Origin of the sequence: Pedobacter heparinus, from assembly GCF_032678725.1 — a bacterium.
In the GTDB taxonomy this organism is placed as follows: Bacteria; Bacteroidota; Bacteroidia; order Sphingobacteriales; family Sphingobacteriaceae; genus Pedobacter; species Pedobacter heparinus_A.
Genome location: NZ_JAVTSC010000007.1, coordinates 64759 through 90439 on the forward strand (window position 1 = coordinate 64759; position 25681 = coordinate 90439).

At 41.9% G+C, this 25681-nt stretch carries 23 protein-coding genes; 16 read left to right on the forward strand and 7 right to left on the reverse strand.

The genetic code is table 11. The features are described 5' to 3' along the window. The first annotated feature begins 16 nt into the window (after positions 1–16). From R2Q85_RS12220 to R2Q85_RS12240, 5 genes are all read left to right on the forward strand, one after another. On the forward strand, positions 17–1165 hold the full coding sequence (locus R2Q85_RS12220) for a FecR family protein (RefSeq protein ID WP_316812071.1): 1149 nt from the start codon (positions 17–19) through the stop codon (positions 1163–1165). Positions 1166–1437: 272 nt separating this feature from the next. Next, positions 1438–4911 carry a TonB-dependent receptor gene (locus R2Q85_RS12225; protein WP_316812072.1) on the forward strand — a complete coding sequence of 1158 codons (3474 nt, stop codon included), beginning with the start codon at positions 1438–1440 and terminating at the stop codon, positions 4909–4911. A gap of 19 nt (positions 4912–4930) precedes the next feature. Further along, the gene (locus tag R2Q85_RS12230) at positions 4931–6805 is read left to right on the forward strand and encodes a RagB/SusD family nutrient uptake outer membrane protein (RefSeq protein ID WP_316812073.1); all 1875 of its coding nucleotides are present in this window, start codon (positions 4931–4933) and stop codon (positions 6803–6805) included. A 22-nt stretch (positions 6806–6827) separates the two neighbouring features. After that, entirely contained in the window at positions 6828–7226 is a 399-nt protein-coding gene (locus R2Q85_RS12235; protein WP_316812074.1) for a DUF5017 domain-containing protein, read from the forward strand. A gap of 29 nt (positions 7227–7255) precedes the next feature. Continuing rightward, positions 7256–8389 (forward strand): hypothetical protein, encoded by a 1134-nt coding sequence (locus R2Q85_RS12240; protein WP_316812075.1) that lies wholly within the window; start codon positions 7256–7258, stop codon positions 8387–8389. 60 nt (positions 8390–8449) lie between these two features. Here the strand turns inward: R2Q85_RS12240 and R2Q85_RS12245 are convergent, their stop codons facing one another. The 4 genes from R2Q85_RS12245 to R2Q85_RS12260 all read right to left on the reverse strand — a co-directional run bounded on the left by R2Q85_RS12245 (position 8450) and on the right by R2Q85_RS12260 (position 12321). Beyond that, positions 8450–9499: a hypothetical protein gene (locus tag R2Q85_RS12245; protein WP_316812076.1), complete on the reverse strand. Its 1050-nt coding sequence runs from the start codon at positions 9497–9499 to the stop codon at positions 8450–8452. A 442-nt stretch (positions 9500–9941) separates the two neighbouring features. After that, on the reverse strand, positions 9942–10823 hold the full coding sequence (locus R2Q85_RS12250; protein WP_316812077.1) for a class I SAM-dependent methyltransferase: 882 nt from the start codon (positions 10821–10823) through the stop codon (positions 9942–9944). Between the two features lie 14 nt (positions 10824–10837). After that, positions 10838–11590, reverse strand: coding sequence for an ABC transporter ATP-binding protein (locus R2Q85_RS12255; protein ID WP_316812078.1), 753 nt, complete (start codon positions 11588–11590; stop codon positions 10838–10840). Continuing rightward, on the reverse strand, positions 11587–12321 hold the full coding sequence (locus R2Q85_RS12260) for an ABC transporter permease (protein ID WP_316812079.1): 735 nt from the start codon (positions 12319–12321) through the stop codon (positions 11587–11589). Before R2Q85_RS12260 ends, R2Q85_RS12255 begins: the two co-directional genes overlap by 4 nt. 162 nt (positions 12322–12483) lie before the next feature. On the opposite strand from R2Q85_RS12260, the gene R2Q85_RS12265 reads away from it, so the two are divergent. From R2Q85_RS12265 to ispG, 5 genes are read left to right on the forward strand one after another with little or no spacing between them, the layout of a single operon-like run. Beyond that, a complete protein-coding gene (locus tag R2Q85_RS12265; protein WP_316812080.1) occupies positions 12484–13173 on the forward strand; it encodes an SDR family oxidoreductase in 690 nt (229 codons plus the stop codon). Between the two features lie 22 nt (positions 13174–13195). Further along, positions 13196–13906, forward strand: coding sequence for a PspC domain-containing protein (locus R2Q85_RS12270; RefSeq protein WP_316812081.1), 711 nt, complete (start codon positions 13196–13198; stop codon positions 13904–13906). Between the two features lie 2 nt (positions 13907–13908). Continuing rightward, positions 13909–14847 carry a LiaF transmembrane domain-containing protein gene (locus tag R2Q85_RS12275; RefSeq protein WP_316812082.1) on the forward strand — a complete coding sequence of 313 codons (939 nt, stop codon included), beginning with the start codon at positions 13909–13911 and terminating at the stop codon, positions 14845–14847. Then, entirely contained in the window at positions 14848–15465 is a 618-nt protein-coding gene (locus tag R2Q85_RS12280; RefSeq protein WP_316812083.1) for an RDD family protein, read from the forward strand. Positions 15466–15500: 35 nt separating this feature from the next. Beyond that, complete coding sequence (gene ispG, locus R2Q85_RS12285; protein WP_316812084.1) at positions 15501–17432, forward strand: (E)-4-hydroxy-3-methylbut-2-enyl-diphosphate synthase; 1932 nt, start codon at positions 15501–15503, stop codon at positions 17430–17432. Between the two features lie 109 nt (positions 17433–17541). Here ispG and R2Q85_RS12290 read toward each other — a convergent pair whose 3' ends face one another. Then, positions 17542–17958, reverse strand: a complete 417-nt coding sequence (locus R2Q85_RS12290; protein WP_316812085.1) for a VOC family protein — start codon at positions 17956–17958, stop codon at positions 17542–17544. A 76-nt stretch (positions 17959–18034) separates the two neighbouring features. Next, entirely contained in the window at positions 18035–18604 is a 570-nt protein-coding gene (locus tag R2Q85_RS12295) for a Crp/Fnr family transcriptional regulator (protein ID WP_316812086.1), read from the reverse strand. 131 nt (positions 18605–18735) lie between these two features. On the opposite strand from R2Q85_RS12295, the gene R2Q85_RS12300 reads away from it, so the two are divergent. From R2Q85_RS12300 to R2Q85_RS12310, 3 genes are read left to right on the forward strand one after another with little or no spacing between them, the layout of a single operon-like run. Beyond that, positions 18736–19326 (forward strand): TetR/AcrR family transcriptional regulator, encoded by a 591-nt coding sequence (locus R2Q85_RS12300; RefSeq protein WP_316812087.1) that lies wholly within the window; start codon positions 18736–18738, stop codon positions 19324–19326. A 35-nt stretch (positions 19327–19361) separates the two neighbouring features. Further along, entirely contained in the window at positions 19362–19586 is a 225-nt protein-coding gene (locus R2Q85_RS12305; RefSeq protein WP_316812088.1) for a hypothetical protein, read from the forward strand. Between the two features lie 47 nt (positions 19587–19633). Beyond that, positions 19634–20884 carry an MFS transporter gene (locus R2Q85_RS12310; protein WP_316812089.1) on the forward strand — a complete coding sequence of 417 codons (1251 nt, stop codon included), beginning with the start codon at positions 19634–19636 and terminating at the stop codon, positions 20882–20884. Here the strand turns inward: R2Q85_RS12310 and R2Q85_RS12315 are convergent. Further along, on the reverse strand, positions 20870–21694 hold the full coding sequence (locus R2Q85_RS12315) for an alpha/beta hydrolase (RefSeq protein WP_316812090.1): 825 nt from the start codon (positions 21692–21694) through the stop codon (positions 20870–20872). The two genes, R2Q85_RS12310 and R2Q85_RS12315, sit on opposite strands and share 15 nt — an antisense overlap. 172 nt (positions 21695–21866) lie before the next feature. Here R2Q85_RS12315 and hemA point away from each other — a divergent pair, with 172 nt between their 5' ends. Genes hemA through hemB form a run of 3 tightly spaced genes read left to right on the forward strand, consistent with a single transcriptional unit; the run spans position 21867 to position 25677 of the window. Next, complete coding sequence (gene hemA, locus R2Q85_RS12320) at positions 21867–23096, forward strand: glutamyl-tRNA reductase (protein WP_316812091.1); 1230 nt, start codon at positions 21867–21869, stop codon at positions 23094–23096. A gap of 24 nt (positions 23097–23120) precedes the next feature. After that, positions 23121–24701, forward strand: coding sequence for a hydroxymethylbilane synthase (gene hemC / locus R2Q85_RS12325; RefSeq protein WP_316812092.1), 1581 nt, complete (start codon positions 23121–23123; stop codon positions 24699–24701). A 7-nt stretch (positions 24702–24708) separates the two neighbouring features. Next, positions 24709–25677, forward strand: coding sequence for a porphobilinogen synthase (hemB, locus tag R2Q85_RS12330; protein WP_316812244.1), 969 nt, complete (start codon positions 24709–24711; stop codon positions 25675–25677). The last annotated feature ends 4 nt before the right edge of the window (positions 25678–25681 follow it).

The window sequence follows — 25681 nt, forward strand, 5'->3', positions numbered from 1 at the left end:
ATACTGATTGACAAGTATGAATAAGGAACAGGCAACAATACTACTTGAAAAATATAATCAGGGAACCGCTACGCAGGAAGAAATCCGGCTCGTAGAAAACTGGTACATTAAGGAATCTGGATTTCAGCAAAGTGATGCTTTTGATGTTGATTACCTTGATATCAAACAGGAAATGTGGCTTACTGTTGAATGTGAAACCAAAACACCAAAAAGATTTAAATTTTGGCGCTACATTACTGTGGCAGCTTCCATTCTGTTAATTGTTGGAACGGGGTTTTTGTTTTACTTTGAGCACTTTCGTTTGGGTCCGGATGTACAGGGCAGAAGGGGTGAAAAAGCAACAACATATGAGAATGACATAGCTCCGGGAAAAAATACAGCTACGCTTACGCTTGCAGATGGCAGTATGATTACGCTTAGCGATTTGAAGAGTGGGGTAGTAATTGGTACAGCTAAGTTGACATACAACGACAGTACACAGATTACTTCAGAACACGTGCAACTGCATAATAACCGGATTGGTGCTGATATGGTAGTACGTACTCCAAACGGAGGTACCTATCAGGTCATATTGCCAGATGGTTCCAGAGTCTGGCTAAATGCAGCAAGTCACCTGAAATTTCCTTCTACATTTTCAGGGGCCGCAAGCAGGAAAGTCGAGCTGAGTGGCGAGGCTTATTTTGAAATAGCAAAAGATAAAAATCATCCATTTATAGTACAAACAGACAAACAGAAAATAGAAGTGTTAGGAACGCACTTTAACGTCAATGCTTATACCGATGAACCATCTTCCAAAACAACACTTATTGAAGGACGGGTTAAAGTGGTTAATAATGATTCGGGACGGGAAGATTTTTTAAAGCCTGGCGAGCAGTCCGTTGTACAGTCAAATTCCACAATGATAAACAAAGCTGATGAAGAGGAAGCCCTGGCATGGGTGAATGATAAGATCATTTTTAACGATGAGCCATTGGCAGATATCATGCGTAAGGTAGCCAGATGGTATAATGTAGAAGTGACCTTTCGTGACGGAACAGAAAAGATCACTTTTATGGGTGCCGTTTCGAGGAACAAAAAGATCTCCTCCGTACTCAATTATTTCAAAAGCACAGAAACCGTTGATTTTATATTAAAGGATAACCGAATTGTAGTGATAAAAAAGTAACAATCATAGTATTAACCAATAACAAAACAAGCTGTATGAAGGAAAATATACGAGAAAAAGATTAACCTGAAGATGGTCTTAAATAAGCGCACTCCAGCTTGAGCCCTGGAGTACGCATCAATTTGAGTCTACCACACCGAAATTCGGAAACTTACTACCAAAACATCAATGTAATTAACCTGTTCAAAAGTATGAAACCAATCTGAGATTACCATACACTGGAAATCTATATCTCCTACTGGTACATCGCTAATGAATACCATTTCTAAAGAATGAAGAAAAATGCTTTTACACCTGGCATGCCATGGCAATGGCGGCCGCAGAAATTTTTACGCATTATGAAAACTTATGCTTTTCTGTTTTTTATTTCTATACTGTCTGTGAGTGCTGCAACATTCGGGCAAAAAATTGTTTTAGCTGAAACAAATGTCCCGCTGGATGTAGTTCTTAAAAAAATCAGGATGCAGAGCGGCTATGATTTTGTCGGCAATACTGCACAGATTAAAAAAGCCAATAATGTATCGATACATGTCAACGGGGCAAGTTTGCAGGAGGCTTTGAGCATTTGCTTTAAGAACCAGCCGCTCAGTTATTCTATTCATGATCAAACCATAACCATTTCCCAGAGGCGCGATGTTGCACAGGCAATCTCTGGTGTGCCATTGCAGCAGCGGATCAATGGCACCGTGAAGACGGCAGGAGGGCAGCCTTTAGCGGGAGTGTCCATTAGGCTGAAGGGCAAATCTACCGCCACTACGACGGATGCCAATGGCAGTTTCAGCATCAATGCTGCTGAATCAGACGTCCTGGTATTTACTTTTATCGGATATGTGAATGAGGTGATTAAGGCAGGCAGCCGTCAGCAGATTAACCTGGTCATGAAAGAGATGTCGACTGATCTGGACGATGTGGTGGTGATTGGCTACGGTGAGGTTAAAAGAAGTGACCTTACCGGCGCTGTTGGAGAAGTAAATGTAGCCGATATGGCTAAAGCCCCTGTTCCCTCTTTTGCGGCGGCATTGGCCGGTCGTGTAGCGGGAGTGGTGGTTGCATCCAATGACGGGCAGCCGGGGGAAGAAGGATTTGATATCAGGATAAGAGGTACAGGCTCTATTACCCAGAGCTCGGCGCCTTTGTATGTGGTGGATGGATTTCCAATTGAAGACTTCAACATCCGCGCTCTGGATATGGGTGATATAGAAAGCATCAATGTGCTCAAAGACGCATCATCTACTGCCATTTATGGCTCAAGAGGTGCGAATGGCGTGATCATCATTGAAACCAGGAAAGGGAAGACCGGCCCGTCCGTCGTGACTTATAATGGTTCATTGGGATTCCAGGATATCAGAAAGCGTATGGAGATGATGGACCCTTATTCTTTTGTGAAGTATATTACCACGAGGGATAAGAATGATACCACTTATATCAACAATTCAACCGGAATAACTCTGGACGATTACAAGAATATGGAAGGTGTAGACATGCAGGATCTGCTATTCCGTACAGGTGTTACCAATATCCATAGTCTTTCCGTAAGAGGAGGCACAGCACAAACCAAATACGCTGTTTCGGGTTCCTACTATGGTGGTAATGGCGTAGTCATTAATACAGGGTACACCCGTTACCAGGGCCGGATTTCTTTGAACCAGACCATTTCCCCCAAAATAAAGCTGGATTTCAATGCGAACTACAGCCGTGAAACCTCCGATGGACAGAAGGTTGCTACATCTACGGGTTCAAGTGCCGCCCAGAGTGCCTATCTGCTCTATATGGCACTCGCATACAGGCCTGTAACCGGGAAGATTGATTTTAACCCTGACGATTTTGCAGATGATTTTACAGATGAGGGTATTATTAGCACGTCCGACTATAGGGTAAACCCTTTTATATCCGCCAAAAATATCTACAGGAAACGTTTTGCAAATAACCTGATCAGCAACGTTAGCCTGTCCTACAAAATACTAGATGGACTGACACTAAAGGTCTCCGGAGGGATGAATAGTTTGGACGACAACGGTGAATATTTTTATAATTCCATGACTGCCCAGGGAAATCCAAACAGCCCGGCCAATGGCAATGGGCAGTGGGGTGGTAAAACAACGTCCAATAACCTGGCTTTTTCTAGTGAGCATACGCTTATGTATACCAAAAAGCTCAGTTCCAAAAACAAGTTTGATGTATTGGTTGGTAACAGTATCCAGAAAAGAAATTCCAAGAATGATGGCTTTGTCTCCACTTTCGTGCCCAATGAGTCGCTTGGTATAGATGGTTTAGGGCAGGGAACACCTTACAGCACTACATCCGCAAGTTCCGTGTTTACCTTGCAGTCCTATCTAGGCAGAGTGAATTATGATTTTGATTCCAGAATATTAATTACGGCTTCTTTCCGTGCAGACGGTTCCTCCAAATTTGCCAAAGGCCATAAATGGGGCTATTTCCCTTCTGGTGCTGTAGCCTGGAGAATGATCAATGAACAGTTTATGAAAAGCATCAACTTTATATCTGATGCAAAGCTGAGGGTGAGTTATGGCTCTACGGGCAATAACCGTGTATCGGATTTTGCGTATCTCCCCGCGCTCAATCCTACCAATTCAGCCGGGTATGTCTTTGGCGACAATACGCCCATCCAGGGCGTATCCATTTCTAGTCTTGGAAATAGCGACCTGAAATGGGAAACCACAAGACAACTGAATATCGGCTATGATCTCGGCCTCTTTAAAGACAGGGTAAACCTGACTGTCGATGTATATGATAAAACAACCAGAGATCTTTTATTAAATGCGGCCCTTCCGGCTTCTACAGGGTTTAACACAGTATATAAAAACATAGGCGTTATCCAAAACAGGGGACTGGAGTTTATGATCAATACCATTAATATTAAGCGCAAGAATTTTTTATGGGAAAGTAACTTTAATATCAGCTTCAATGAAAATAAAGTGTTGGGGCTGACAGAGGGGCAGGATAATATTCAAAATGTGGTTAGCTGGTCACAGGATTTTAGTAACGTACCCGCCTTTATTACAAAAGTAGGGCAACCCATAGGGCAGATGCTGGGTTATATTTGGGAAGGAAACTACCAGTACAGCGATTTTGATGAGCCTACCCCTGGAAATTATGTTTTGAAACCGGGTTTACCGGTCAATAACCCAACCATTAGTTCTAAGATGCAACCGGGAAATATTAAGTACAAAGACTTGAACGGTGACGGTGTCATCACCGCAGATGACTTAACTGTAATCGGTAATGGCCTGCCTATTCATACCGGCGGTCTGACCAACAATTTTACTTATAAAGGATTCACGCTGGGCGTTTTCCTGCAATGGTCTTATGGCAATGATAAGCTGAATATCAATAAATTTATGTTTGAGGGAGGCCGTTCTACCGGTGGCCATATCAACCAGTTCGCCACTTATAACAATTATTGGACCCCGGATAATCAGAACAATATCTATCCAAGGGCAGGAGGAAGCACTTTAGATTATTCGTCCAGAATAGTGGAAGACGGCTCTTACCTGCGTTTGAAAACCCTGTCCTTTGCCTATAGCCTTCCGGCAAAGCTGCTGAAAACGGCCAGGATCAAAGACATCAGCATTACCGCTGCTGCACAGAATCTGGCCACATGGACAAAATATTCCGGCTTCGATCCGGAAGTGTCCACTAAAAATGCCGCGCTAACGCCGGGTGTAGATTATTCGGCTTATCCGCAGGCGGAAACATTTGTTTTTGGCATTAAAGCAACCTTTTAAAAATTTAAATGATAAAATCATGAAACGCAAATATTATCTATTAATTATCAGTACGCTGTTAATTTTGAGTTCCTGTACAAAATTTTTAGACACCACACCAACGTCTTTCCTGTCGCCGACAAACTATTATACTACGGAGACGCAGCTTAAAAGCGCACTGGCTGGTGTATATAATCTATTGGCAAAGATATGGCAAACCAATGCGCTCAATTGCGGCTGGGATGCAGATCATGCTTTTTCTTATCTGACAAGCGTTGGCAGTGACAACCCTTCCGGCTGGAACGTTTCAGCGAGCGATCCCTATGTTTCGGATATATGGGGATGGTTGTACAGTGGCATCAACCGGGCTAATTTTCTATTGGAAAGTATAGATAAGCCTGTAATGGATGAGAACGAGCGGAATGTCATTAAAGGAGAGGCTTTGTTTTTAAGGGCGTTTTACCATTTTTTGCTGGTGGAGAATTGGGGCGATGTACCATTAATGACCAAACATATAACTTCTCCTACTGAAACGAATGCGCCCCGCATACCAGCTAAGGAAGTGTATACGCAAATCATCAGAGATATGACCGAAGCAGAAGGTCTGGTAAAAACAGCAAGCCAGGTAGCCGGAAATCCCGAACGTGTAAGCAAATCGGTAGTAAGAGGCATACTGGCAAGAGTTTGTTTGCAAATGGCAGGCAATCCGGTCAAAGATGTAAGCAAATATGCAGAAGCAAGAAAATGGGCAAAAAAAGTGATCGACCCAGATGTAGACGGATTTCAACATGCGCTGAACCCTTCTTTTCAGGATGTGTTTATCAAAATGTGCAAAGATGAATATGATATAAAAGAATCTATCTGGGAAATCGGATTCCAGGATCCTATAGGCCCTTATTCCTTAGGAAGCAGGAATGGTTCCTATAATTCCTATCAGTATCGTAATGACGATCTTGCTAATGGGTATGCTTATAGCTATGGTTTTCATCGCGTACCGGCAAGGTATTTTTTTACATTCCCCAATCCCACTTCAGCCACTTCACCAGATGAACGCAGGGATTGGACGATCTGCCCTTACACCGTGGCAGGTATTCCCGCCGTGGAAACACCATTCGCAACGAATGCTTATTATACCCGCACAAGTGGAAAATGGAAAAGGGAATATTGGACCAAAACGCAGGACAAGAACTGGACAGGCATCAATTTCCCCCTGCTGCGGTTCTCTGATGTATTGCTGATGTTTGCGGAAGCGGACAACCAGGTAAACGGCAGTCCCAGCCAGGAAGCAGTAGATGCAGTGAATAAAGTTAGAAGAAGAGCTTTTGGGAAAGACTTGCCTTATGAAAGCGTAAAATGGATCAATATAACCAATGCAGGTAGCGGTTATACTTCTAAGCCTACGGTTACCGTTACAGGTGGCGGCGGTAACGGAGTAGAGGTTAAGGTTTTTGTGGCTACCACAGGGAGGCTTTCCAGAATCAAAGTTTGGAATGAAGGTGGCAGTTATACCTCCGCACCCATCGTTACCATTACAGGCGGGGGTGGAACCGGTGCTACAGCTGCTGCCGTCTTAAGTCAGAGGCAGGTCAGCAATGCAAACCTCACTGGGGCCCAAACGGCAAGTAAAGAGGCTTTTCAGACAATGATTGTAGAGGAAAGGGGAAGAGAATTAGGTTTTGAAGGCTTGAGAAAGGCAGACCTGGTGCGCTGGGGTTTACTGGTAACTTATATGCATCGTGTAGGTAATGATATTCCTAATGGCGATGCTATTACGGGTATTCCTAAAGCGGCATCCGGCCAGCAATATGCACTGAAATATTTCAACAATGTGTCTGACAGGGATGTATTGTGGCCGTTTTCTCCGGCAGAGATGGCTTTAAACAGTGCGCTAAGACCACAAAATCCAGGATGGTAAGTTTTAAATTAAATAAACGAAAATGAAATTAAAATATATCAGGCTTATTTTGCTGCTAAGTGTATCATTTGGTTGCAAAAAAGTAAACAATACCGAGGTTAATGACTTTGAAGTGAGCACAGCCGCATCAACGTTTAATGCAGGAGAAGAGGTTGTTTTTAAATTGTCGGGCAAACCCTTTCAGATCAGTTTTTATTCCGGAGAAACAGGAAAGGAATATTTGTACAAAGATACACCTAAGCCACCCGCCACAAAAGTAGATGTTGGCAGGCCAATTAAAGCATATGCCGATGCGGCAATAGCTGAATTTAAATACGTTTATGCTGTTCCCGGAACTTACAGGGTTACTTTTATCGCCAGGAGCGCCACAGTTTATACCGATAAGGAATCTGTAAAAAATGTTGATATTACCATTAAATGATTTTTTTAACCGAATAACGGATTCATCATATGAAAGAATTATTTAAAAAGAGTATACTCTTATGTGTGGCCATTGTCTTCAGTACACAGGCATGGGCTGGACTAATCTGCATTAGATTGATAAAGGAGCGCCCCTCCAAATGCACGGAGAAACCTACGCTTCAATTTTTGACTTCAACTACTGCATTTACCCCGGTAAATAAGACCTGGTATAATGGAGAAAGTGATTTGGAGATATTTTTTGAAGTGGAAACCAAGGTGGAGCCTTTTGTACAGGCTAAAATTGAAATTTACGCTCCGGGTGTCAAAATTGTTCGGGCAATCATCGGCCGTACAGATGTGGAATTTAAGAAGAACGGGGACAAGTACGGTTTCCAGATGGTCAACGATACCTCAGATGGAAGACATGTAACCAGTACCTACCAAAACCCTAAAGGCGGAGCGAAGATTTCATTTTATCACAATTGGCGATACCGCGTGGGCGGAAAGTATTTAGATATTCCTTATCCCGAAAAGGCACTCGCCGCATCGGCCAACTATGCAATGGCCTGCCAGGAAATGTTACGGATCATGGGCAGCATGAACGGTGAAAACCAGAAGTTTGTTGGAGAGTTTTTCCTGATCAACTGTGAATCGTCTGCTCCAAGGGCCCATCATGATTTTCCGCCCCATTGGCATCTGCAGCACTGGGAGCACGATTATGACCAAAACAATCAAAAAATTCACCGTAAAAAACAATACATCATCCCACATTATTATTTAGATTCCGCAGGGCAGATAGGGAGTAATAAACAGGGTATAACTCAAAACTATGTAAAACAAAAATTAGAGAAAAGCGTATTCAATCCAGGCGATACCTGCACCTGGAAAGACACCGGAGGTAACCTCATTTTTCATCAAGTGATTAAAGATGGTGGCCTCGAACTCATTAAACCGGATGGAGAAAAATGGAGCTTAAGGCCAGACAAAGAAAAGGGCGGCAACGAAGCGGTATGGATTTATAAATATGAAGAACCAATCGCCTGCGTTAGGGTTAAAGATGATGGAGCTAAGGGAATTACCACTATAGGGGTTGTTTACACTGGTAAAGATGTTTTGGCCAGCAGCTGGTCTGATACGTTTAAATATGATCCGTTTACAGGTGCCTATGACAGGTGGAAATAAAAAAAGCCTTTGCTGATTTTCAGCAAAGGCTTTTTATGAAAGCAAAATATACCTGTTTTGCTATTGATACTGTATATAAATCGGCACAGGCTTTAATTTCATCAATTCCTCAGGAGTCATTAACCGGTTTGGTGCTTTCTTCAAATCGTTCTTATAAAACAATTTAAACCCGGTGAACTGTACCGGCTCTGAATAGATAAAGTGACGGTAAGTACCTTTCTTCAGCTCCGGCTCTCCCCATCCATCCATGTGCATTACCACCTGAACTTCCGGACGTAATTTGATGTTCTGAGAATTGGTAACCATCTTTTTCGTAAAACGATGTACAACAAATACCTTTGGAGGAAGATTATATTTTTTGACGAGGTCTGCCAGGTATTGTGAAACATAATTGATATCTGCAGCATCATATGTACCTATTTTCCTGCCTGGAAGGGAACCATCCTTCATAGAAAATTCCGGATCAATACCCAGGTGTACCTGAGGCATCTGTAGATATTTTTCAATATGCGGCAATTCTGCTTTAATGTTACTCAGGGCAACCTGTAAATCTAAAAATACAATGGTGTTTGGTCGCATTTTAGCAATGGCCAATACAGAATCAATCTGAGAATTGGCCATACGGTTAATGTATTTTCCATCTCTGCCTGGAGTGCCACTGGCCACAGCCGCAATATAATGCAGACCTGCCTGTACCGGAGTAGAAGGATCTACCTTTTCCCAGTGTTTAATCTCCACGTTTAGTTTCCGCCACATTTCTTTAGGTGCATATTCACCCAGGGCACCCATTTTTTTTGAATGCAAGTTTCCATAATACACCACGATGCGTTTAAATGGAAGTATGGCACCTGCAAGAGGATACACCTCTTTTTTTACCGGCCATTTGCCTGTAGTATCCCCGTTCGCAAGTTTTGCCATCAGGGCTTTGTACTTAGCCGTATCTACGGGTACACGGGTCGTGTCTTCTTCATCTTCAACAGCTACAGTATCACCTGATGCGGTGATCTTGGTTTTTCCGCTCGCTTTTTTTGCGTCAGAGGCGCAACTGGTAAATAATCCCATTGTTGCTGTACTGATTAAAATAATCCCTGCCAGATGAGGTATTTTCATAGATATGGTATTTGTATATTAAAATTATACAAGTATAGTGTTCTTCGCAGGAATAAAAAAACAGCTTTAATGGTATTCTATAAAAATATTTTAATATTGTTTGGAATTATTCTAAATAAGTTACTATACTTGCAGTGTTATTTAAAATGATTCTAAACAATAAAAAGAAAAATTAAAAATAATAAGTTGAAAGGTAAAATAATGATCAGGGCTTACCTGATAAAAAAAATATAAAGATACTATTTGGTTTAGTTTAGTTGATGAGGATAAGCTTCCGGAGCCCTCCGGAAGCTCCTCTTTTTAAGTAACAAAAATCAGTAAAGAAGCTTGGTCAGTAAGGTGTTACTGGGTTCGAGTGTGTTTAAAGGAAAAGCGCCGGTTTGAGTATCCGGCGCTTTATTATTTAAATGGATTACAGGTAGTTTTACCGAACTGGACAGGGTTAAAAACTGTTGAATTTTCCAAAAACACCCAGTGGCAATTTAATCCCTGAAGTAGCCTGTAAATACAGTTCTCCGGTTTCCAGGTTTTTAACCTGCGGAAAAGAGGTTTTGATCAGGTTCTCTACAATCACGGAGGAGAAGCCCAATGAATAGGTGTTCAGGATTAAAAAGTGTTCCTGTTCATCCAATAGCTGCACTACTTCCATCATCATTTCCTGAATATGGTCTTCCAGTTTCCATTTTTCGCCATTAGGGCCATGGCCAAATGCCGGAGGGTCTAAAATAATCCCATTGTATTTTTTACCACGTTTGAGTTCTCTTTTTACAAATTTAAGGGCATCTTCAACCACCCATCTTACATCTCTAAGCTTGGATAGTTCCTGGTTTTCGTTGGCCCAGTTTACCACTTGTTTGATCGAATCTACGTGCGTAGTATCTGCCCCTGCAGCTTTAGCGATTAAAGAGGCTGCGCCCGTATAGGCAAATAAATTCAAAACCTTCGGGCTCGTTGTTTTAAACTTTTTAATTGAGGAAGAGATATAATCCCAGTTTACAGCCTGTTCAGGAAATACGCCCACATGTTTAAAAGAGGTTAGCCCTAAACGCAGGTTAATGGTGACGTCATTGTTGGTATATTCCACATTCCATCTGTCCGGGAGTTTTGCAGAATTTTTGATCCATTCACCGGAAGTTGCAGAGCGACCTTTAAAACGGATATGGGTCTGTTTTTTCCATTCCTGGTCAGATAAGGTCTTTTTCCAAACGGCCTGCGGCTCTGGTCTGGATAAAATCAAATTGCCAAAACGTTCTAATTTTTCAAAATCACCACAATCAATTAACTCATAATCTTTCCAGTGTGTGGGGGTTAGCAGGCTTATCATAAAATGGATATATATTAAAATTTTCCTTTGGCGGCCTTCATAAAGCGGCTGGCAAAAACAAAGTCGTTTAGTTCCTGAACATCGGTATGGGCGATTTCCTTATTGGAACCTTCCCAGAATTTCTTTCCTTCGTGAAGGAACAGGATGTAATCACCGATCCCCATTACCGAATTCATATCGTGGGTAACCACAATGGTGGTGGTGTTGTATTCTTCGGTCAACTCCTTGATCAGTTCATCAATTACGATGGATGTTTTAGGATCAAGACCTGAATTGGGTTCATCTACAAATAAATATTTCGGGTTCATGGCGATGGCGCGGGCAATACCCACACGCTTTTTCATCCCTCCGGAGAGCTCAGCAGGGAAAAGTTTATTCTTGCCCTCCAGGTTTACCCTTTCCAGGCAAAAGTTTACCCTTTCCAGTTTTTCTTTGCGGCTTTGTTCGGTGAACATATTTAAAGGGAACATGATGTTCTCCTCTACAGTCATGGAATCAAAAAGTGCAGAGCCCTGGAAAAGCATGCCGATCTCTTTCCTGATCTCGATCTTTTCTTCGAAGGTCATTGTCGTAAATTCCCTTTCGTCATATTCTACACTCCCTTTTTCAGGATGATGTAAGCCGATCATACATTTTAAGAGGGTTGTCTTACCCGAGCCAGAACCTCCAATGATCAGATTAGTTACCCCGGCTTCAAACTTACCCGATATGCCTTTGAGTACTTCGTTATCGCCGAATGATTTGTAGATGTCTTTAATTTCGATCATAGTAATAACTGGGTTACGATGTAGTCACAGGCAAGGATGGAGATACAGCTGACTACTACGGCTCTAGTACTGGCCTGTGCCACTTCTAAAGCACCTCCTTTTACATAAAAACCCTCATAAGCTGGTACGGAGGTAATGATGAAACCAAACACAAAGGCCTTAACTAACGCAACTACGATAGTATAAGGATTAAAGTCTGTAGTGATGCCCTGGATATATTCAGCCGGCGAAACAGCACCGGATAAAGTACCACCAATATAACCACCGGTAATGCTCAGAAACATAGACATGATCACCAGTAAAGGTACCATGGTAATGCCTGCGATGATTTTAGGCAGAATAAGATAACCAGGAGAGTTGATGCCCATGATCTCTAAAGCATCTATCTGCTCACTTACGCGCATTGTCCCGATCTCGGAAGAAATGGCCGAGCCGATTTTACCTGCAAGCACAATTGCACTGATGGTAGGGCTCAATTCCAGTATACTGGAGTCCCGGTTTACGGAACCAATTATGGTTTTAGGAATGAAATCACTTACCAGCTGGAAAGCGATTTGTAAGGTCATTACAGCGCCAATAAAGGTTGATATGATGGCGATCAGACCCAAAGAGCCAACGCCGATAAAGTCCATTTGTTTAAAAATAGCCTTCAGGTATATTTTAAATTTCTCAGGTCTTCTAAATACAGCCTTAAGTAAAAGGAGGTATCTGCCAAAATTGGTAAAATTCATTCAAGGAAATATTAACTATAGTATTTACGCAATGTTCATACAAAGAAACAATAAAAAGTTGAAACCTTTACAAGCCATCATTTTTCTAACAAATCTTTTGCGGCTAAGTTTTGGGGTATGTCATTTTTTGGTAATATTGCGGCTGATCAAACAGATACAACAATGAATGCAATCATAACCGGAGCCACCAGGGGTATTGGCAAAGCCATTGCGCTTAAGCTGGCAGAACATGGGTATAACCTTGCTATAGGAGCCAGAAACAGCCAGGAACTGGAAAGCTTTGCTGAAGAATTGAAATATACGGGTGCCCGTGTATTGGCACTTAAAGCTGATTTTAGTGTTAAAGAAGAAGCTTATGCCTTTTGTGAGGCGGTGCAGGAACAATTTGGTAATGCAGATGTTTTAGTAAACAATGCCGGGACGTATTTGCCAGGGCTTTTGCTGGATGAAACAGATGATAAGCTGGAACTGCAGTTGGATTTAAACCTTAAAGCAGCTTATTATTTAGCTAAGTACTTCGGCAAGATCATGCGTGAGCAGCAGTCAGGGCATATTTTTAACATCTGCTCTATTGCTTCAAAGGAGGTTGTAGAAAATGGGGGAAGCTATTCTGTAACTAAATCGGCCTTGCTCAGTCTTAATGATGTATTGAGACAGGAGTTATCAAAATACAACGTTAAAGTGACGGCCATATTACCGGGTTCAACATTAACTTCATCCTGGGAGGGAACAACCATTCCGGCTGAACGTTTTGTACAACCAGAAGATATTGCCAGTACTTTGTACACCATTTTAAATTTGAGTAAAGGTGTAAATGTTGATGAGATAATTTTAAAACCATTACAGTTTTAAAAATAACAGGAGGGAAATTATCATGGAAAAGAGATTATTTAGAAATGAGCATGACAAGGTAATTGCAGGTGTGTCATCTGGCGTTGCCGAGTATATGGAGGTGGATGTAACCATCATCAGATTGCTGTTTGTGCTTTCGACTATCTTTTTAGTGGGTACAGGGATTTTGGTTTATCTGATTATGTGGATTGTGGTACCGGTAAATAATGACCCGGCAGCCAGGTTCTCGAAATTTAATGATTTTTTTAATACACAGCAGAAGCCTTTTGAAGCATCAAATCCTTTTGAACCGAAAACGACAGAAAGTAAAGGTCCTTATCAGAACTGGACTTCTTCAACAGTAAACGATGCAGGTTTGGGTAACGAAAGTTTTGAGTCCTGGAAAAAAGCAGGTGATTTTAAACCTTATAAAAAAAGTAGCAATGAAACAGGACGCACCGTTGCAGGCTTGTTTCTGCTGGTGATTGGTATGTATTTCCTGATGGATGAATTTAACCTGATCCCTTTTGGATTTCAACTGACCAAATTATGGCCCCTGGTTTTTGTAGCAATAGGCGCCAGCTTTATCATCAAATCGAAAAATAAAAGTGCCTGGGAGCAGTGGAAGCAGCAAAATATGCAGGAGCCTGTAGAACCGGAAAATGCTCCGGCTGAACCAATTGTTCCGGAAAGTCCTGATGCGCCGGCTGGCCAGACAGGAAGTGGTATTGATTTCACAAAAAAGGAGATATAGTTATGAAGCTGGATAGAATAATGTGGGGTATCATTCTGCTTTTTATTGGCGGGGTACTTCTTTTGGAAAATTTTGGGGTGATTAACTTTTACTGGTGGAGTGTATGGCGTTTCTGGCCAATATTCCTGATCATCGCGGGTGTGAACATTCTGTTTAACAGGAATAAGTCCCAGGTTGGGAGCATTGTGTCCATTGCAATTCTGCTGGTTACCTTAGGACTGCTCTTTTTTAAAGGCCAGGAAGTACCCGCGCATAAAAAAAGCGCATCGGTAGAACAGCGCATAGATGGTGGTTATGATGGTGATGCAGAGAGGTTTGAGGAACAAACTTTCTCGCAGCCTTATGTTGATTCATTGCCTGTGCGGACCATCCTTAATATATCGGGTGGGGGAACATCTTTTGATCTTAAAGGGCATACAGATAGCCTGATCAGTGCAAGCGTCAGAAAAAGAGGTGGGACATTTTCTTTGAAAAATGAGACCATGGACAGCATCAGGACATTGAATTTTAAGATGAATGGAAAGGGCAGCTGGAATGTTGGTGACGGCGGAAACAGTGTAGATTTAATGTTAAATACTGCTCCGGTTTGGGAGATTCATGTGAATATGGGTGCTGGAGAAGTTGATTTTGACCTTTCGGCTTATAAAGTTCGGGAATTTAGTTTTGATGGTGGTGCTGCCGCACTGGATGTGAAATTAGGCAGTACACTACCCATTACTGATGTGAAGGTGAAAACAGGGATAGCCGATGTGAAAATAAATATCCCTGCAGGATCAGGATGTCGGATCCGCGCTAAAACAGGTCTTTCTTCTAAAGAATTTACAGGCTTTACCAAAAAAGCCGACGGAACTTTTGAAACGGCTAATTATGGTACTTCAACTCATAAGATATTTATAAATCTTGACGGCGGATTGAGTAGCTTTGAGGTGAAAAGATATTAAGTGGAGCAAAATCATACGGAATATACAGTTGTCATCAACGGAAAGCCTGAAGGGCCATATTTGTTAGAACAGTTAGAAAAGCTGCAGATCACATCCGGAACCTTTATCAGAAAACCGGGGATGGACGATTATAAAGAAGCGCACGAGTTCCCGGAACTGCGTGCGCTTCTGGGTTTTACATACCAGCAGACTGCCCCGCAATATTTTGCTGCTTTCGACCAGCGTTTACTGGCATGGGCTATAGATTATTTTTTTATTGTATTGGGTTTTGCTGTCTTTCTTTTTGTAGCTTTTTTATTTATGAATGACAAAGAAGGCATGATCTTTTTGGGAATGGTATCGGCTTTCTTTATTCCTGCTGTCAAATTGTTATATGGGAGTTTTGCAGAATCTTCTATTAACCAGGGAACAATCGGAAAGCGGTTGCTGAATATTAAAGTCACAGACCTGATGGGGAACAGGCTTTCATTTCCGGTTGCGCTACTTCGCAACATTTCTAAAGTGATTTCTACAGCCCCCTTCTTTTTCGGGTATTTGTACAGTTTCCTGAACAAGAAGCAACAATGTTTTCATGATGTCCTATCCAATACGCTGGTGATTAAGGACCGCTTGATATAATTTAATCTTTATCTTTGCTGCAGAATTTGTTAGTCATGGAAGATACATCATTATATTCAAGGTTTTTGACAAGGGAAGTTTCGATAGGAGATGTCCCAATGGGTGGTTTAAATCCCATCCGGATCCAATCCATGACCACTACAGATACGATGGATACCCTGGCTACGGTAGAACAAACCATCAGAATGGTGAATTCCGGATGCGAATATGTACGCATTACTGCCCCGAGTATGAAAGAGGCAGAAAACCTGGCGAATATTAAGAAGGAACTGAGGTTGAGAGGGTATGATGTACCTCTGGTTGCTGATATTCACTTTACGCCAAATGCAGCAGAAGCTGCGGCGCGGATCGTTGAGAAGGTAAGGGTAAACCCTGGCAACTATGCCGATAAAAAACGTTTTGAAAATATCGAGTATACCCAGCAGGCTTATCAGGCCGAACTGGAACGCATCTATAAGAAATTTGCGCCATTGGTTAAGATCTGTAAAGAATACGGAACGGCAATGCGCATCGGCACCAATCACGGTTCACTTTCAGACCGGATCATGAGCCACTACGGCGATACGCCAAGGGGAATGGTGGAATCGGCCATGGAATTTATCCGCATGTGCGAAGACCTGAACTATTATAACCTGGTGATCTCTATGAAAGCCAGCAATACCCAGGTGATGGTGCAGGCCTACCGTTTGCTGGTCGAAACAATGGTGAAGGAAGGCATGAACTATCCTTTGCACCTGGGGGTAACTGAGGCTGGTGATGGGGAAGATGGACGGATTAAATCGGCAGTAGGTATCGGTACCTTACTGGAAGATGGACTTGGTGATACCATAAGAGTCTCATTGACAGAAGATCCGGAATTTGAAGCCCCTGTCGCGAAGGCGCTGGCAGCGAGATACGAAAGGCGTGCCATTGATTTGCATGGGAAAACTTTGTTTACCGCATCAAAGACGATCGACGCAGAAAAACTTTCTTACAATCCTTTCGAATATCAGCGAAGAGCTACCATGCCGGTGCAACATATTGGCGGGCACCATCATCCAATAGTAATGCTGGATGTAAGTGCGGAAAACCTGAAAGATCCTTACTTTTTAAGTGCAGCCGGCTACAATTACAGTGCAGGATTAGACAAATACAATATGGCCGACCAGGCTTGCGATATGGTTTACCTGGCTGATCAGTTGCCCTCATTTTCATTTCCGGGAAATTTAAAGCAGGTTTATAATTACAAGACCTGGCTTTCGCTAAAAGACAAGAATAACTGCCATCCGCTACTTTCATTTGAGGAATACCAGGCTTCGGAGCCGAAGGATGAAACTTTAAATCTGGTTAAGATTAACGCGGAAGCGCTGGAAGGAAAAGACCTTTCTATACTGAAGAACGATGCTGTTTTGATACTGGAAACATCAGCCCTTCAGGGGGTAGCCCTGCAAAGAGCTTTCTTTGTTTCCTTAATGAAGCAAAACCTGCAATTGCCGGTAATCATAAGCAGAAGCTACCCGCAGTTAAATTCCGATGAGCTGATGTTATATGCGGCAACGGACCTGGGGGCATTACTAACGGACGGATTGGGTGATGGCGTCTGGATAAAAGCGGATGATTCGATTGGCCTTTCTTTAATCAATTCAACCAGTTTTGGCATTTTGCAGGCTACACGTGCCAGGATCTCCAAAACAGAATACATCTCTTGCCCAAGTTGCGGAAGAACCTTATTTGATTTGCAGGAAACCACACAGTTGATCCGTTCACGTACCGATCATTTGAAAGGGATTAAGATTGGCATTATGGGCTGTATTGTGAATGGCCCTGGTGAAATGGCAGATGCCGATTATGGTTATGTGGGTACCGGACCGGATAAAATAACATTGTACAGGGGCAAGGAAGTGGTGAAGAAGAATGTAAATGCTGCCCGGGCGCTGGATGATTTAATTGAGTTGATTAAAGAAGACGGGAATTGGGTGCAAAAATAACCGTTCTCTTCTGAGGCTGCACAATTGCGCTGAAAAAGCGCAAAGGCGCTATGCCTCTTCAGAGAAGGTAATTTTTGTGTAAAGCATGGCGCTTAATGCAAAAACGAAATTATTCTTCAGCGTGAAGCCCGATCCGGTTGCCTTCGCTGTCAGTAATTATTGCAATAAACCCTGCATTCATTGCCGTTTTGGGAACCAGAATTTTACCCCCGGCCTTTTCTACTTTATCAATAACGGTTTGGATGGTGGGGCTCGCATTGATGTATATCAGGGTACCCTTATCGGAAGGGCTGTTGGTATTTGACTTAGTCAGTACGCCAGTTATTCTTCCCGAGGTGGCCTGTATGATATTGGGGTTATAGGGGAAAAAGGTGAGCTCTTCTTTGGTTTCAGGGAATTCCCTGGTACTCATTTTAAGGTCCAAAATGGTTTCATAGAATTTTTTAGCTCTTTTTGTATCTGATACGGGAATTTCAAACCAGGTTAAAACATTGGATTCTGCATTAATTTTTTTCAGCTTTGTCATTTTTAAACTTTAATTGATGTATTACAAAGGTCATAAGAACTGACGGCTGATGACTGTGACCTTCGTCACAAAATGATTAAAGCAATCTTCGCTTTCTGATTCTGCTTAAGGTTTCTCTGGCTACACCCATAAATGAGGCCAACTGAACCAGTGGAACTCTTTGCAATAGCCGGGGATGCTTAGTTTCCAGGTATGCCAAGCGTTCCCCCGCAGTGTACAACTTAAATAACGTTGAAAATTCTTCTTGTTTTGAAGCAAATAACCGGATACAGTTACGGCCTAAAGTTTCTATTTCAGGAGCTTGTTCAGCAGCTTCAAATAATTTTTCTTTATCAAATACAACTACATCAAGGGCTTCACATGCTACGATATTGAATTCGGATTTTTGACCGCTGCCAAAACTGCTGATGTTTGTCGCGATATCATTTTCAAAAAAGAAGCCGGTATTCTTTACCACACCGTCAATCTCATAATAACTTTTGCAATAACCATCGTTGATGTAAAACAAGGAATTGCAAACCTTTCCTTCCTTTAATAAGAAATCATTTTTTTTAAACTTTTTTTCTGACAATGCAGGTTGCAGTAATTCCCAGCTTTGATCAGAAAATCCGGTAATTGAATGGATATATGTTAAGAGATTCTCCATCAGTATATTTTCTTTTTAATGGTTATGAAGTGCAAATAAACAACTACAAAAAGTCAAATCTGCAAATAGGTGAAAATATATTTTATAAATGAATGAATATTCATTTATATTTGTATCGCAATTATAACACTATGCGTGCAAGGGATATAAATAAAGTAGAACTGGTTAAACAAAAAGCGATAGAGCTATTGGTTGAGGTTGGTTTTGAGGGTTTTACGATGAGTAAGCTTGCTAAGGCCTGCAAAATATCAGTAGCAACCTTATACATTTATTATCAGGACAAGGACGACCTGATCTTAAAGGTTGGTATAGAGGAAGTAGAACGTATGAGTGCGATTATGCTGGAAAACTTTGACCCCGAGAGTTCATTTGAAGAAGGATTAAAACAGCAGTGGAAAAACAGGGCGAAATGTTTGTTTGAAAATCCATGGTCCGCACAGATGATAGAACAGCTGCGTACTTCTACCTACCAGTTAAAGGTTTTGGAAGTTTTTGGAAAGAACTTTAAAGAACCTCTTGGTAAGTTTATGCACAATTCCATTGAAAGGGGAGAAATTGACCAAATGCCTTTTGAAACTTATTGGAGTATAGCTTTTGCACCTTTGTATAACCTGATCAGGTTCCATAATGAGGGGCAGAGTTTAGGCGGCAAACCATTTGTGTTGACAGATGAAATCCTTTGGAAAACATTTGAGCTGGTAATTAAAGCATTAAAAAAATAAATGGCTGCAAAGGCCGGAAAACTAAAACTACAATTATGGACATCAATATTGAACATATCTTGCTTTTTAAAACGGATATACGTACGGAAGGAGATAAACGCTATATCGGTAAGGTCATGGAAGAATACCAGATTGATCAATGGACGGTCGATTTACAGGATATTGACTGCGTACTGCGCATCGTATCACCTACCCTTAAGCGCGAAGAAGTGATTAAACTGGTTGCACAAAATGGCTACCATTGTGAAGAACTTATTTAACGCTTTCTCTTCATTTTAAACAAAAACCGATTTAACCCTGATCAGCAATGCAACAACCTCAAAAAAATATAACCGAACCTTTTAGTCCTTACCAGCTGCTGGTTATTGCCTTGCTGGCTTTACTGCAGTTTACAATTGTACTGGACTTTATGGTACTTGCGCCACTTGGCGACTTTTTAATGAAATCGCTATCCATGAGCCCGAAAGGGTTCGGCCTAGTGGTTTCTTCCTATGCATTCAGTGCTGGTGCTTCGGGCATTCTGGCAGCTGGCTTTGCTGATAAATTTGACCGTAAAAAACTACTCCTATTTTTTTACAGCGGCTTTATTGTCGGTACACTGTGCTGTGCTTTAGCTACCAATTACGAAATGTTATTGGGCGCGAGGATTGTAACGGGTTTATTTGGCGGGGTGATCGGAGCCATTTCTATGACCATTGTTACCGATCTTTTTGAAGTTCATCAGCGGGGCAGGGTAATGGGGATTGTACAGATGGGCTTTGCCGCCAGCCAGGTGCTTGGTATTCCGATTGGCCTTTATTTTGCCAATATCTGGGGCTGGCACTCGTCTTTTTTAATGATTGTGATCCTTGCCGTTCTGATAGGAATTGCCATCCTGATCAAGGTAAAGCCTATCGATAAGCACCTGGCCATACAATCAGATAAAAGTCCTTTTTTGCATTTGTGGCATTCGATCACCAACCGCTCTTATCAGACAGGTTTTTTTGCTACGGCTTTTATGAGTGTAGGGGGCTTTATGTTAATGCCCTTCGGGAGCGCATTCCTGATTAATAATATTAATATCTCTGAAGCGCAGCTGCCATTGGTATTTATGTTTACCGGTCTCGCTTCCATAGTCATTATGCCCATGATTGGAAAACTGAGCGATAAGGTAGACAAATTTATGGTATTTACCGGTGGTTCTTTGCTGGCTGTTGTGCTGATACTGGTGTACACTAACCTAAGCCCGGTGCCCCTGTGGCAGGTAATTGTGATCAATATGATCCTGTTTATGGGAGTAATGAGCCGGATGATACCTGCAACTGCGCTTACCATGAGTGTGCCTGATTTAAAAGACAGAGGTGCCTTTATGAGTGTAAATGCCTCGGTACAACAGATGGCGGGCGGTATTGCTGCCTTAAGTGCAGGTTTAATCGTAACACAGAAAACCAAAAGTAGTCCGCTGGAGCATTATGATACCCTGGGGATTGTGGTCTCTGCATTAATTCTTTTATGTATATTTTTGGTTTACCGCGTAAGCGTAATGGTAAAAAAGAAAGAAGCCTCAATGCTGAAGTAAAAATACCAGTGTTTTTTCTACAACTTCCTGTAAATGTTCAGGAAGTTGTTTGCTAATGTAAGGATGGGAAGCCCCATAAACATGATTCGCCCCTGCTATCTTCTGTATTTTTGCCTTTAGCTGTTTTTGTGCCAGCTGCTGCGCCACACTAAATGGGACGTTGACATCATCGTCGCCATGAAGAATGAGCCAGGGAATGTGGATCTTTTTTGCTGCGCTTATAATATCTAATTTTTCTTTGTTTTGATTAAAATCATCCAGCAAAGTGCTGTTTAACGGCATTTTCTCCTTAGTACGGGCATTTTCTACAAATATTTTTCCTGTTGCTGTCCATTCTTTTTCCTGTTCTTTTTTCCACAGGCTCGAGAAATCGGAAATGGCAGACCAGGTGATGAGCTTATGAATGCGCTTATCTTTTGCAGCCTGTATAATGGCCAGTCCGCCACCCCTGCTATGCCCTATAAGGCTAATAGAAGCAGTTGGCCAGCGTGCTGTCACATCATCAATTACCGCATCAACATCGGTCAGTTCTTTACTGATCGTATTGGCTGCAAAAGTTTCCATGTCGGTTACATCATTGGTGTTTTTGACGGTAACCCCACTGTGCGACAGATTAAATTTGATATATCTGTAGCCGTTTGAGGCAAAAAAAGAGGCAACTAGGTTGTGCGCTCCCCAGTCTTTAAAGCCTTTAAAGCCGTGAATGAAAATTATGGTGTCTTGATTTGTGTTTTTATCGTCATAAGTACAATCTGCGGATATGGTTTTTCCGGAAGCTCCACTCCATAAAAAATGTGCTGTTGTGATCATATATGTCTACATGTATGGTGTTTAGCCAATATAACAAAATTAAAATGCGGATGTTTAGTGGTAGTTGTTTATTTAAAATCTTTCTAAATAGCTCTTAATTACAGCATAATGACAGTGGAACAACCTTGTCTTATTACTTTTGTTTCGCTAAAAACAAACAGGGTAATAAATTTTGGAATATTTAAAGATCATTGCTTTTACGCATAAACAGATTGACTTAAAATCCTTAGGTAAATTAGTGATATGTGAGCAGACGCTAGACGACAGGTTGAGGAACATTCAATCGGAGTTAGGTGTTAAAGAAATATTCTATGTAGGAACGTGTAATCGTGTCGAATTTGTATTCACTTCTTCAAGTATTTTAGATAAAGATTTTATCCTGCGGTTTTTAACCGTGCTGGACATGGGGCTGCCCGCACAATATATGGAGCAGTTTTTAGAAAATGTATCGGCATATGAACAGGTAGATGCATTTAACCACCTGCTGCGTACATCTTGTTCACTGGAAAGCCTGGTTGTAGGCGAGAAGGAGATCCTGGCGCAGATTCGTAAAGCTTATGAATCCTGTCGTGTGGCTGGTTTTACCGGTGATTACATGCGGATGATCATGAACAGGGTGGTAAAAACGGCCAAAGAGGTGTATACGCATACCAATATCTCTAAAAATCCCGTCTCCATTGTCTCGCTTGCTTACCGCAAACTGCGTGACCTTAAAATGTGTTCAAGTGAGGCTAGACTACTCATTATTGGTGCAGGAGAAACCAACAAATTGCTGGCACAATACCTTAAAAAACATAAATACTCCAATTTCTCTGTTTTTAACAGAACTTTAAAAAACGCCGAAGCACTGGCTAAAGAACTGAACGGCACAGCCTATCCACTTATAGCACTTGAAAATTATACACAGGGATTTGATGTGATCATTACCTGTACAGGAGCTACTGAACCGATCATCACAGAAGAAATTTATAAAAAACTGCTGAACGGCGATACCGGTAAAAAGGTAATTCTGGATCTGGCCATTCCCAATGATACCGCTGCTGAAGTGGTTAAAAACTTCCCCCTGCACTACATAGAGGTTGAATCTTTAAAAGAGATTGCCCGTAAAAATATTCAGGAACGCTATGATGAACTGGTGAATGCCGAACACATCATCGAAGAAAATATCAAAGATTTTGAGCTGGTATTGCGCCAGCGTAAAATTGAAATTGCCATGAGCTGTGTTCCGCAGAAAATTAAGGAAATTAAGCATACTGCTATCAATGGTATCTTTGCTGACGAGATTGATAAACTTGATGAAAACTCGAGATTATTATTGGAAAAGGTGATGAATTACATGGAAAAAAAATACATCAGCGTGCCAATGGTCATGGCAAAGGAGATATTGGTAAAGAATAGCTAAATTTGCGCAAAAATTAGCATCAACGTGAAAAGACTTATTATAGGTACAAGAGGTAGCGACCTGGCTTTATGGCAAGCCAATTTCATTAAGGATAAATTAGCAGCTATCGGTGTTGAAGCTGAACTGAAGATCATCAAAACCCAGGGCGACAAGATTTTAAACCTCAGGCTGGACAAGCTGGAGGGTAAAGGGTTTTTCACAAAAGAACTCGAAGAAGAACTTTTGGGTGGTACTATTGATATCGCTGTACACTCTCATAAAGATTTGCCAACTGTTCATCCGACAGGCTTAACCATTGCTGCGGTTACCGAGCGTGAAGATCCATCTGAATTGTTATTGATCCTTAAAGACTGTGTAAACATCAGTCATAAGCTTTCCCTGAAAACAGGGGCGATGGTTGGCACCTCATCCAACAGGCGTAAAGCCCAGTTACTGGCGCTTCGTCCTGATTTAAATATTGAAGATTTACGGGGTAATGTACCCACCCGCATCCAGAAATTAAGGGATGAAGATTATGACGCTATTCTGCTGGCAAAAGCAGGGGTAAACCGTTTGAATATTGACCTTTCTGAATTCCATGTAGAGGTTGTAGATACTACTGAACTAGTTCCGGCTCCTGCACAGGGGGCACTTGCCATTCAGATCAGGGAAAATGATCAGGAGTTATTTGATGTACTGCAGCAAATAAACCATCCCGAAACTGCCGAAGAAATAGCCATTGAGCGCAAGGTGCTGAACCTGTTTGAAGGCGGTTGTCATATGCCCTTGGGTTGTTATTGTAAAAAAGAGGAAGGATTATATGAAGTATGGACCTCCAAGGCAGAAACGGATGAAGATTTTCCTGATCGTTTGTTCTACAGGGTAGATAAACTGGATGGACTGGCAGAAAAGATTGTCGCTAAATTTAGTCCGGACAGGAAGTTTCCGGCCAAAGTATTTATCTCCCGTGAAGTGGGGGAACACAATTATTTTAGAAAAGCTCTTCAAAAGCACCATATAGAAATAGATGACAGATCGTTGATCCGTACTTTCCCTATTGTAACAGTATTGGATCCTTTTTATTTAAAACACATAGACTGGATATTTTTCAGCAGCAGGAACAGTGTTGACTATTTCTTTAACCTGAAGCCTATGTTGCCCAAACATGTGAAATTTGGTGTAGCGGGTAAAGGGTCTGAGGATTCTTTAAGGAGAGCCGGGCATCTGGCCGATTATGTTGGCGAGGGTGGGGATATAGATGAGGTGGCAGAGTTGTTTGCAGAAGAAGTATCCGGAAAAACTGTATTGTTCCCGAGGGCCCAGGATTCTTTATTGAGTATCCAGAAAGCTTTAAAGCCGGACACCAAAGTAGTGGACCTGCCCATTTACGAGACCGTTATCGAAGAAGATATAGACCAGACCTATGCTGAGGTGCTGATATTTACCAGCCCGTCTAATGTAGATGCTTATTTTGTTGACAATTTACTCGAGCCCGGACAGCGGGTGATCGCTATCGGTAATTCTACAGCCAAAAAGTTTGAAGAGATGGGGGTAGCTTGTATTTTACCTTATGCCCCGGATGAGATCGGTTTAGCTGAAGCCGTTTTCGGGATAGATATTAAATAATATAATGATGGTACAACGTCCGCGTAGATTAAGAAAGAATCCAGTTGTGAGAGAGATGATAGCCGAAACCCGGTTGTCTAAAGACATGTTCATTTACCCCTATTTTGTTGTGCCAGGTAAAGGTATTGTACATCCACTGGATGCGATGCCAGGTATCAGTCATTTTTCTGAGGATACCTTGATCGCTGATGTAGAGAAAGGCTTAAAGCTGGGCGTAAACAAGATCATGCTTTTTGGTGTTGGGGAGGAGAAAAGTGAAAATGCGGCAGCGGCTTATCACGACCACTCTTTAGTGCCTTCTGCTGTGCGCTTATTGAAAAAGAACTTTGGTGATGACCTGTATATCGTAACTGATGTTTGCGTATGTTCTTATACAACACATGGCCATTGCGGTATTTTAAAGGATGATTATGTGCAGAATGATGAAACCGTTGAAGTCATTGCCAAAATGGGACTTACCCATGCCCAGGCTGGCGCTGATATGCTGGCCCCATCGGATATGATGGATGGCCGTGTTGCTGCAATGAGAACAGTGCTGGACGGAGCGGGTTATGTAAATACTGCCATTATGTCGCATGCTACTAAATTTGCCTCGGCTTATTATGGGCCTTTCAGAGAAGCGGCAGATTGCGCGCCCGGCAAGGGAGACAGGAAAGCTTACCAGATGGATTTTAGAAATGGCAATGAAGCCCTTCGGGAAGCCTTACTGGACGAAAGCGAAGGTGCAGATGTATTGATGGTAAAGCCTGCCCTGGCTTATATGGATGTGATACATAACCTGAAACAACATACGGATTTACCAATTGCCTGCTACAATGTATCAGGAGAATATTCGATGGTTAAGGCCGCTGCACAAAAGGGCTGGATAGATGAGCAAAAGGTAGTTATGGAAACCATGCATGCTTTTGCACGTGCAGGGGCGAGTATCATTACCACCTATCACATCAGGGATATGGTTGAAAAGAACTGGATATAGATTA

Excerpts from the sequence above, each read along its gene's own strand:
- R2Q85_RS12250 (WP_316812077.1), bottom strand. The coding sequence starts at position 10,823 with ATGATAAGCCTGCTAACCCCCACACACTGGAAAGATTATGAGTTAATT.
- R2Q85_RS12220 (WP_316812071.1), top strand. The coding sequence starts at position 17 with ATGAATAAGGAACAGGCAACAATACTACTTGAAAAATATAATCAGGGA.
- R2Q85_RS12255 (WP_316812078.1), bottom strand. The coding sequence starts at position 11,590 with ATGATCGAAATTAAAGACATCTACAAATCATTCGGCGATAACGAAGTA.
- R2Q85_RS12260 (WP_316812079.1), bottom strand. The coding sequence starts at position 12,321 with ATGAATTTTACCAATTTTGGCAGATACCTCCTTTTACTTAAGGCTGTA.
- R2Q85_RS12305 (WP_316812088.1), top strand. The coding sequence starts at position 19,362 with ATGGACATCAATATTGAACATATCTTGCTTTTTAAAACGGATATACGT.
- R2Q85_RS12315 (WP_316812090.1), bottom strand. The coding sequence starts at position 21,694 with ATGATCACAACAGCACATTTTTTATGGAGTGGAGCTTCCGGAAAAACC.
- R2Q85_RS12225 (WP_316812072.1), top strand. The coding sequence starts at position 1,438 with ATGAAGAAAAATGCTTTTACACCTGGCATGCCATGGCAATGGCGGCCG.
- R2Q85_RS12245 (WP_316812076.1), bottom strand. The coding sequence starts at position 9,499 with ATGAAAATACCTCATCTGGCAGGGATTATTTTAATCAGTACAGCAACA.
- R2Q85_RS12275 (WP_316812082.1), top strand. The coding sequence starts at position 13,909 with ATGAAGCTGGATAGAATAATGTGGGGTATCATTCTGCTTTTTATTGGC.
- hemB (WP_316812244.1), top strand. The coding sequence starts at position 24,709 with ATGGTACAACGTCCGCGTAGATTAAGAAAGAATCCAGTTGTGAGAGAG.
- R2Q85_RS12310 (WP_316812089.1), top strand. The coding sequence starts at position 19,634 with ATGCAACAACCTCAAAAAAATATAACCGAACCTTTTAGTCCTTACCAG.
- R2Q85_RS12295 (WP_316812086.1), bottom strand. The coding sequence starts at position 18,604 with ATGGAGAATCTCTTAACATATATCCATTCAATTACCGGATTTTCTGAT.
- R2Q85_RS12265 (WP_316812080.1), top strand. The coding sequence starts at position 12,484 with ATGAATGCAATCATAACCGGAGCCACCAGGGGTATTGGCAAAGCCATT.
- R2Q85_RS12270 (WP_316812081.1), top strand. The coding sequence starts at position 13,196 with ATGGAAAAGAGATTATTTAGAAATGAGCATGACAAGGTAATTGCAGGT.
- R2Q85_RS12290 (WP_316812085.1), bottom strand. The coding sequence starts at position 17,958 with ATGACAAAGCTGAAAAAAATTAATGCAGAATCCAATGTTTTAACCTGG.
- R2Q85_RS12240 (WP_316812075.1), top strand. The coding sequence starts at position 7,256 with ATGAAAGAATTATTTAAAAAGAGTATACTCTTATGTGTGGCCATTGTC.
- ispG (WP_316812084.1), top strand. The coding sequence starts at position 15,501 with ATGGAAGATACATCATTATATTCAAGGTTTTTGACAAGGGAAGTTTCG.
- R2Q85_RS12300 (WP_316812087.1), top strand. The coding sequence starts at position 18,736 with ATGCGTGCAAGGGATATAAATAAAGTAGAACTGGTTAAACAAAAAGCG.
- R2Q85_RS12230 (WP_316812073.1), top strand. The coding sequence starts at position 4,931 with ATGAAACGCAAATATTATCTATTAATTATCAGTACGCTGTTAATTTTG.
- R2Q85_RS12235 (WP_316812074.1), top strand. The coding sequence starts at position 6,828 with ATGAAATTAAAATATATCAGGCTTATTTTGCTGCTAAGTGTATCATTT.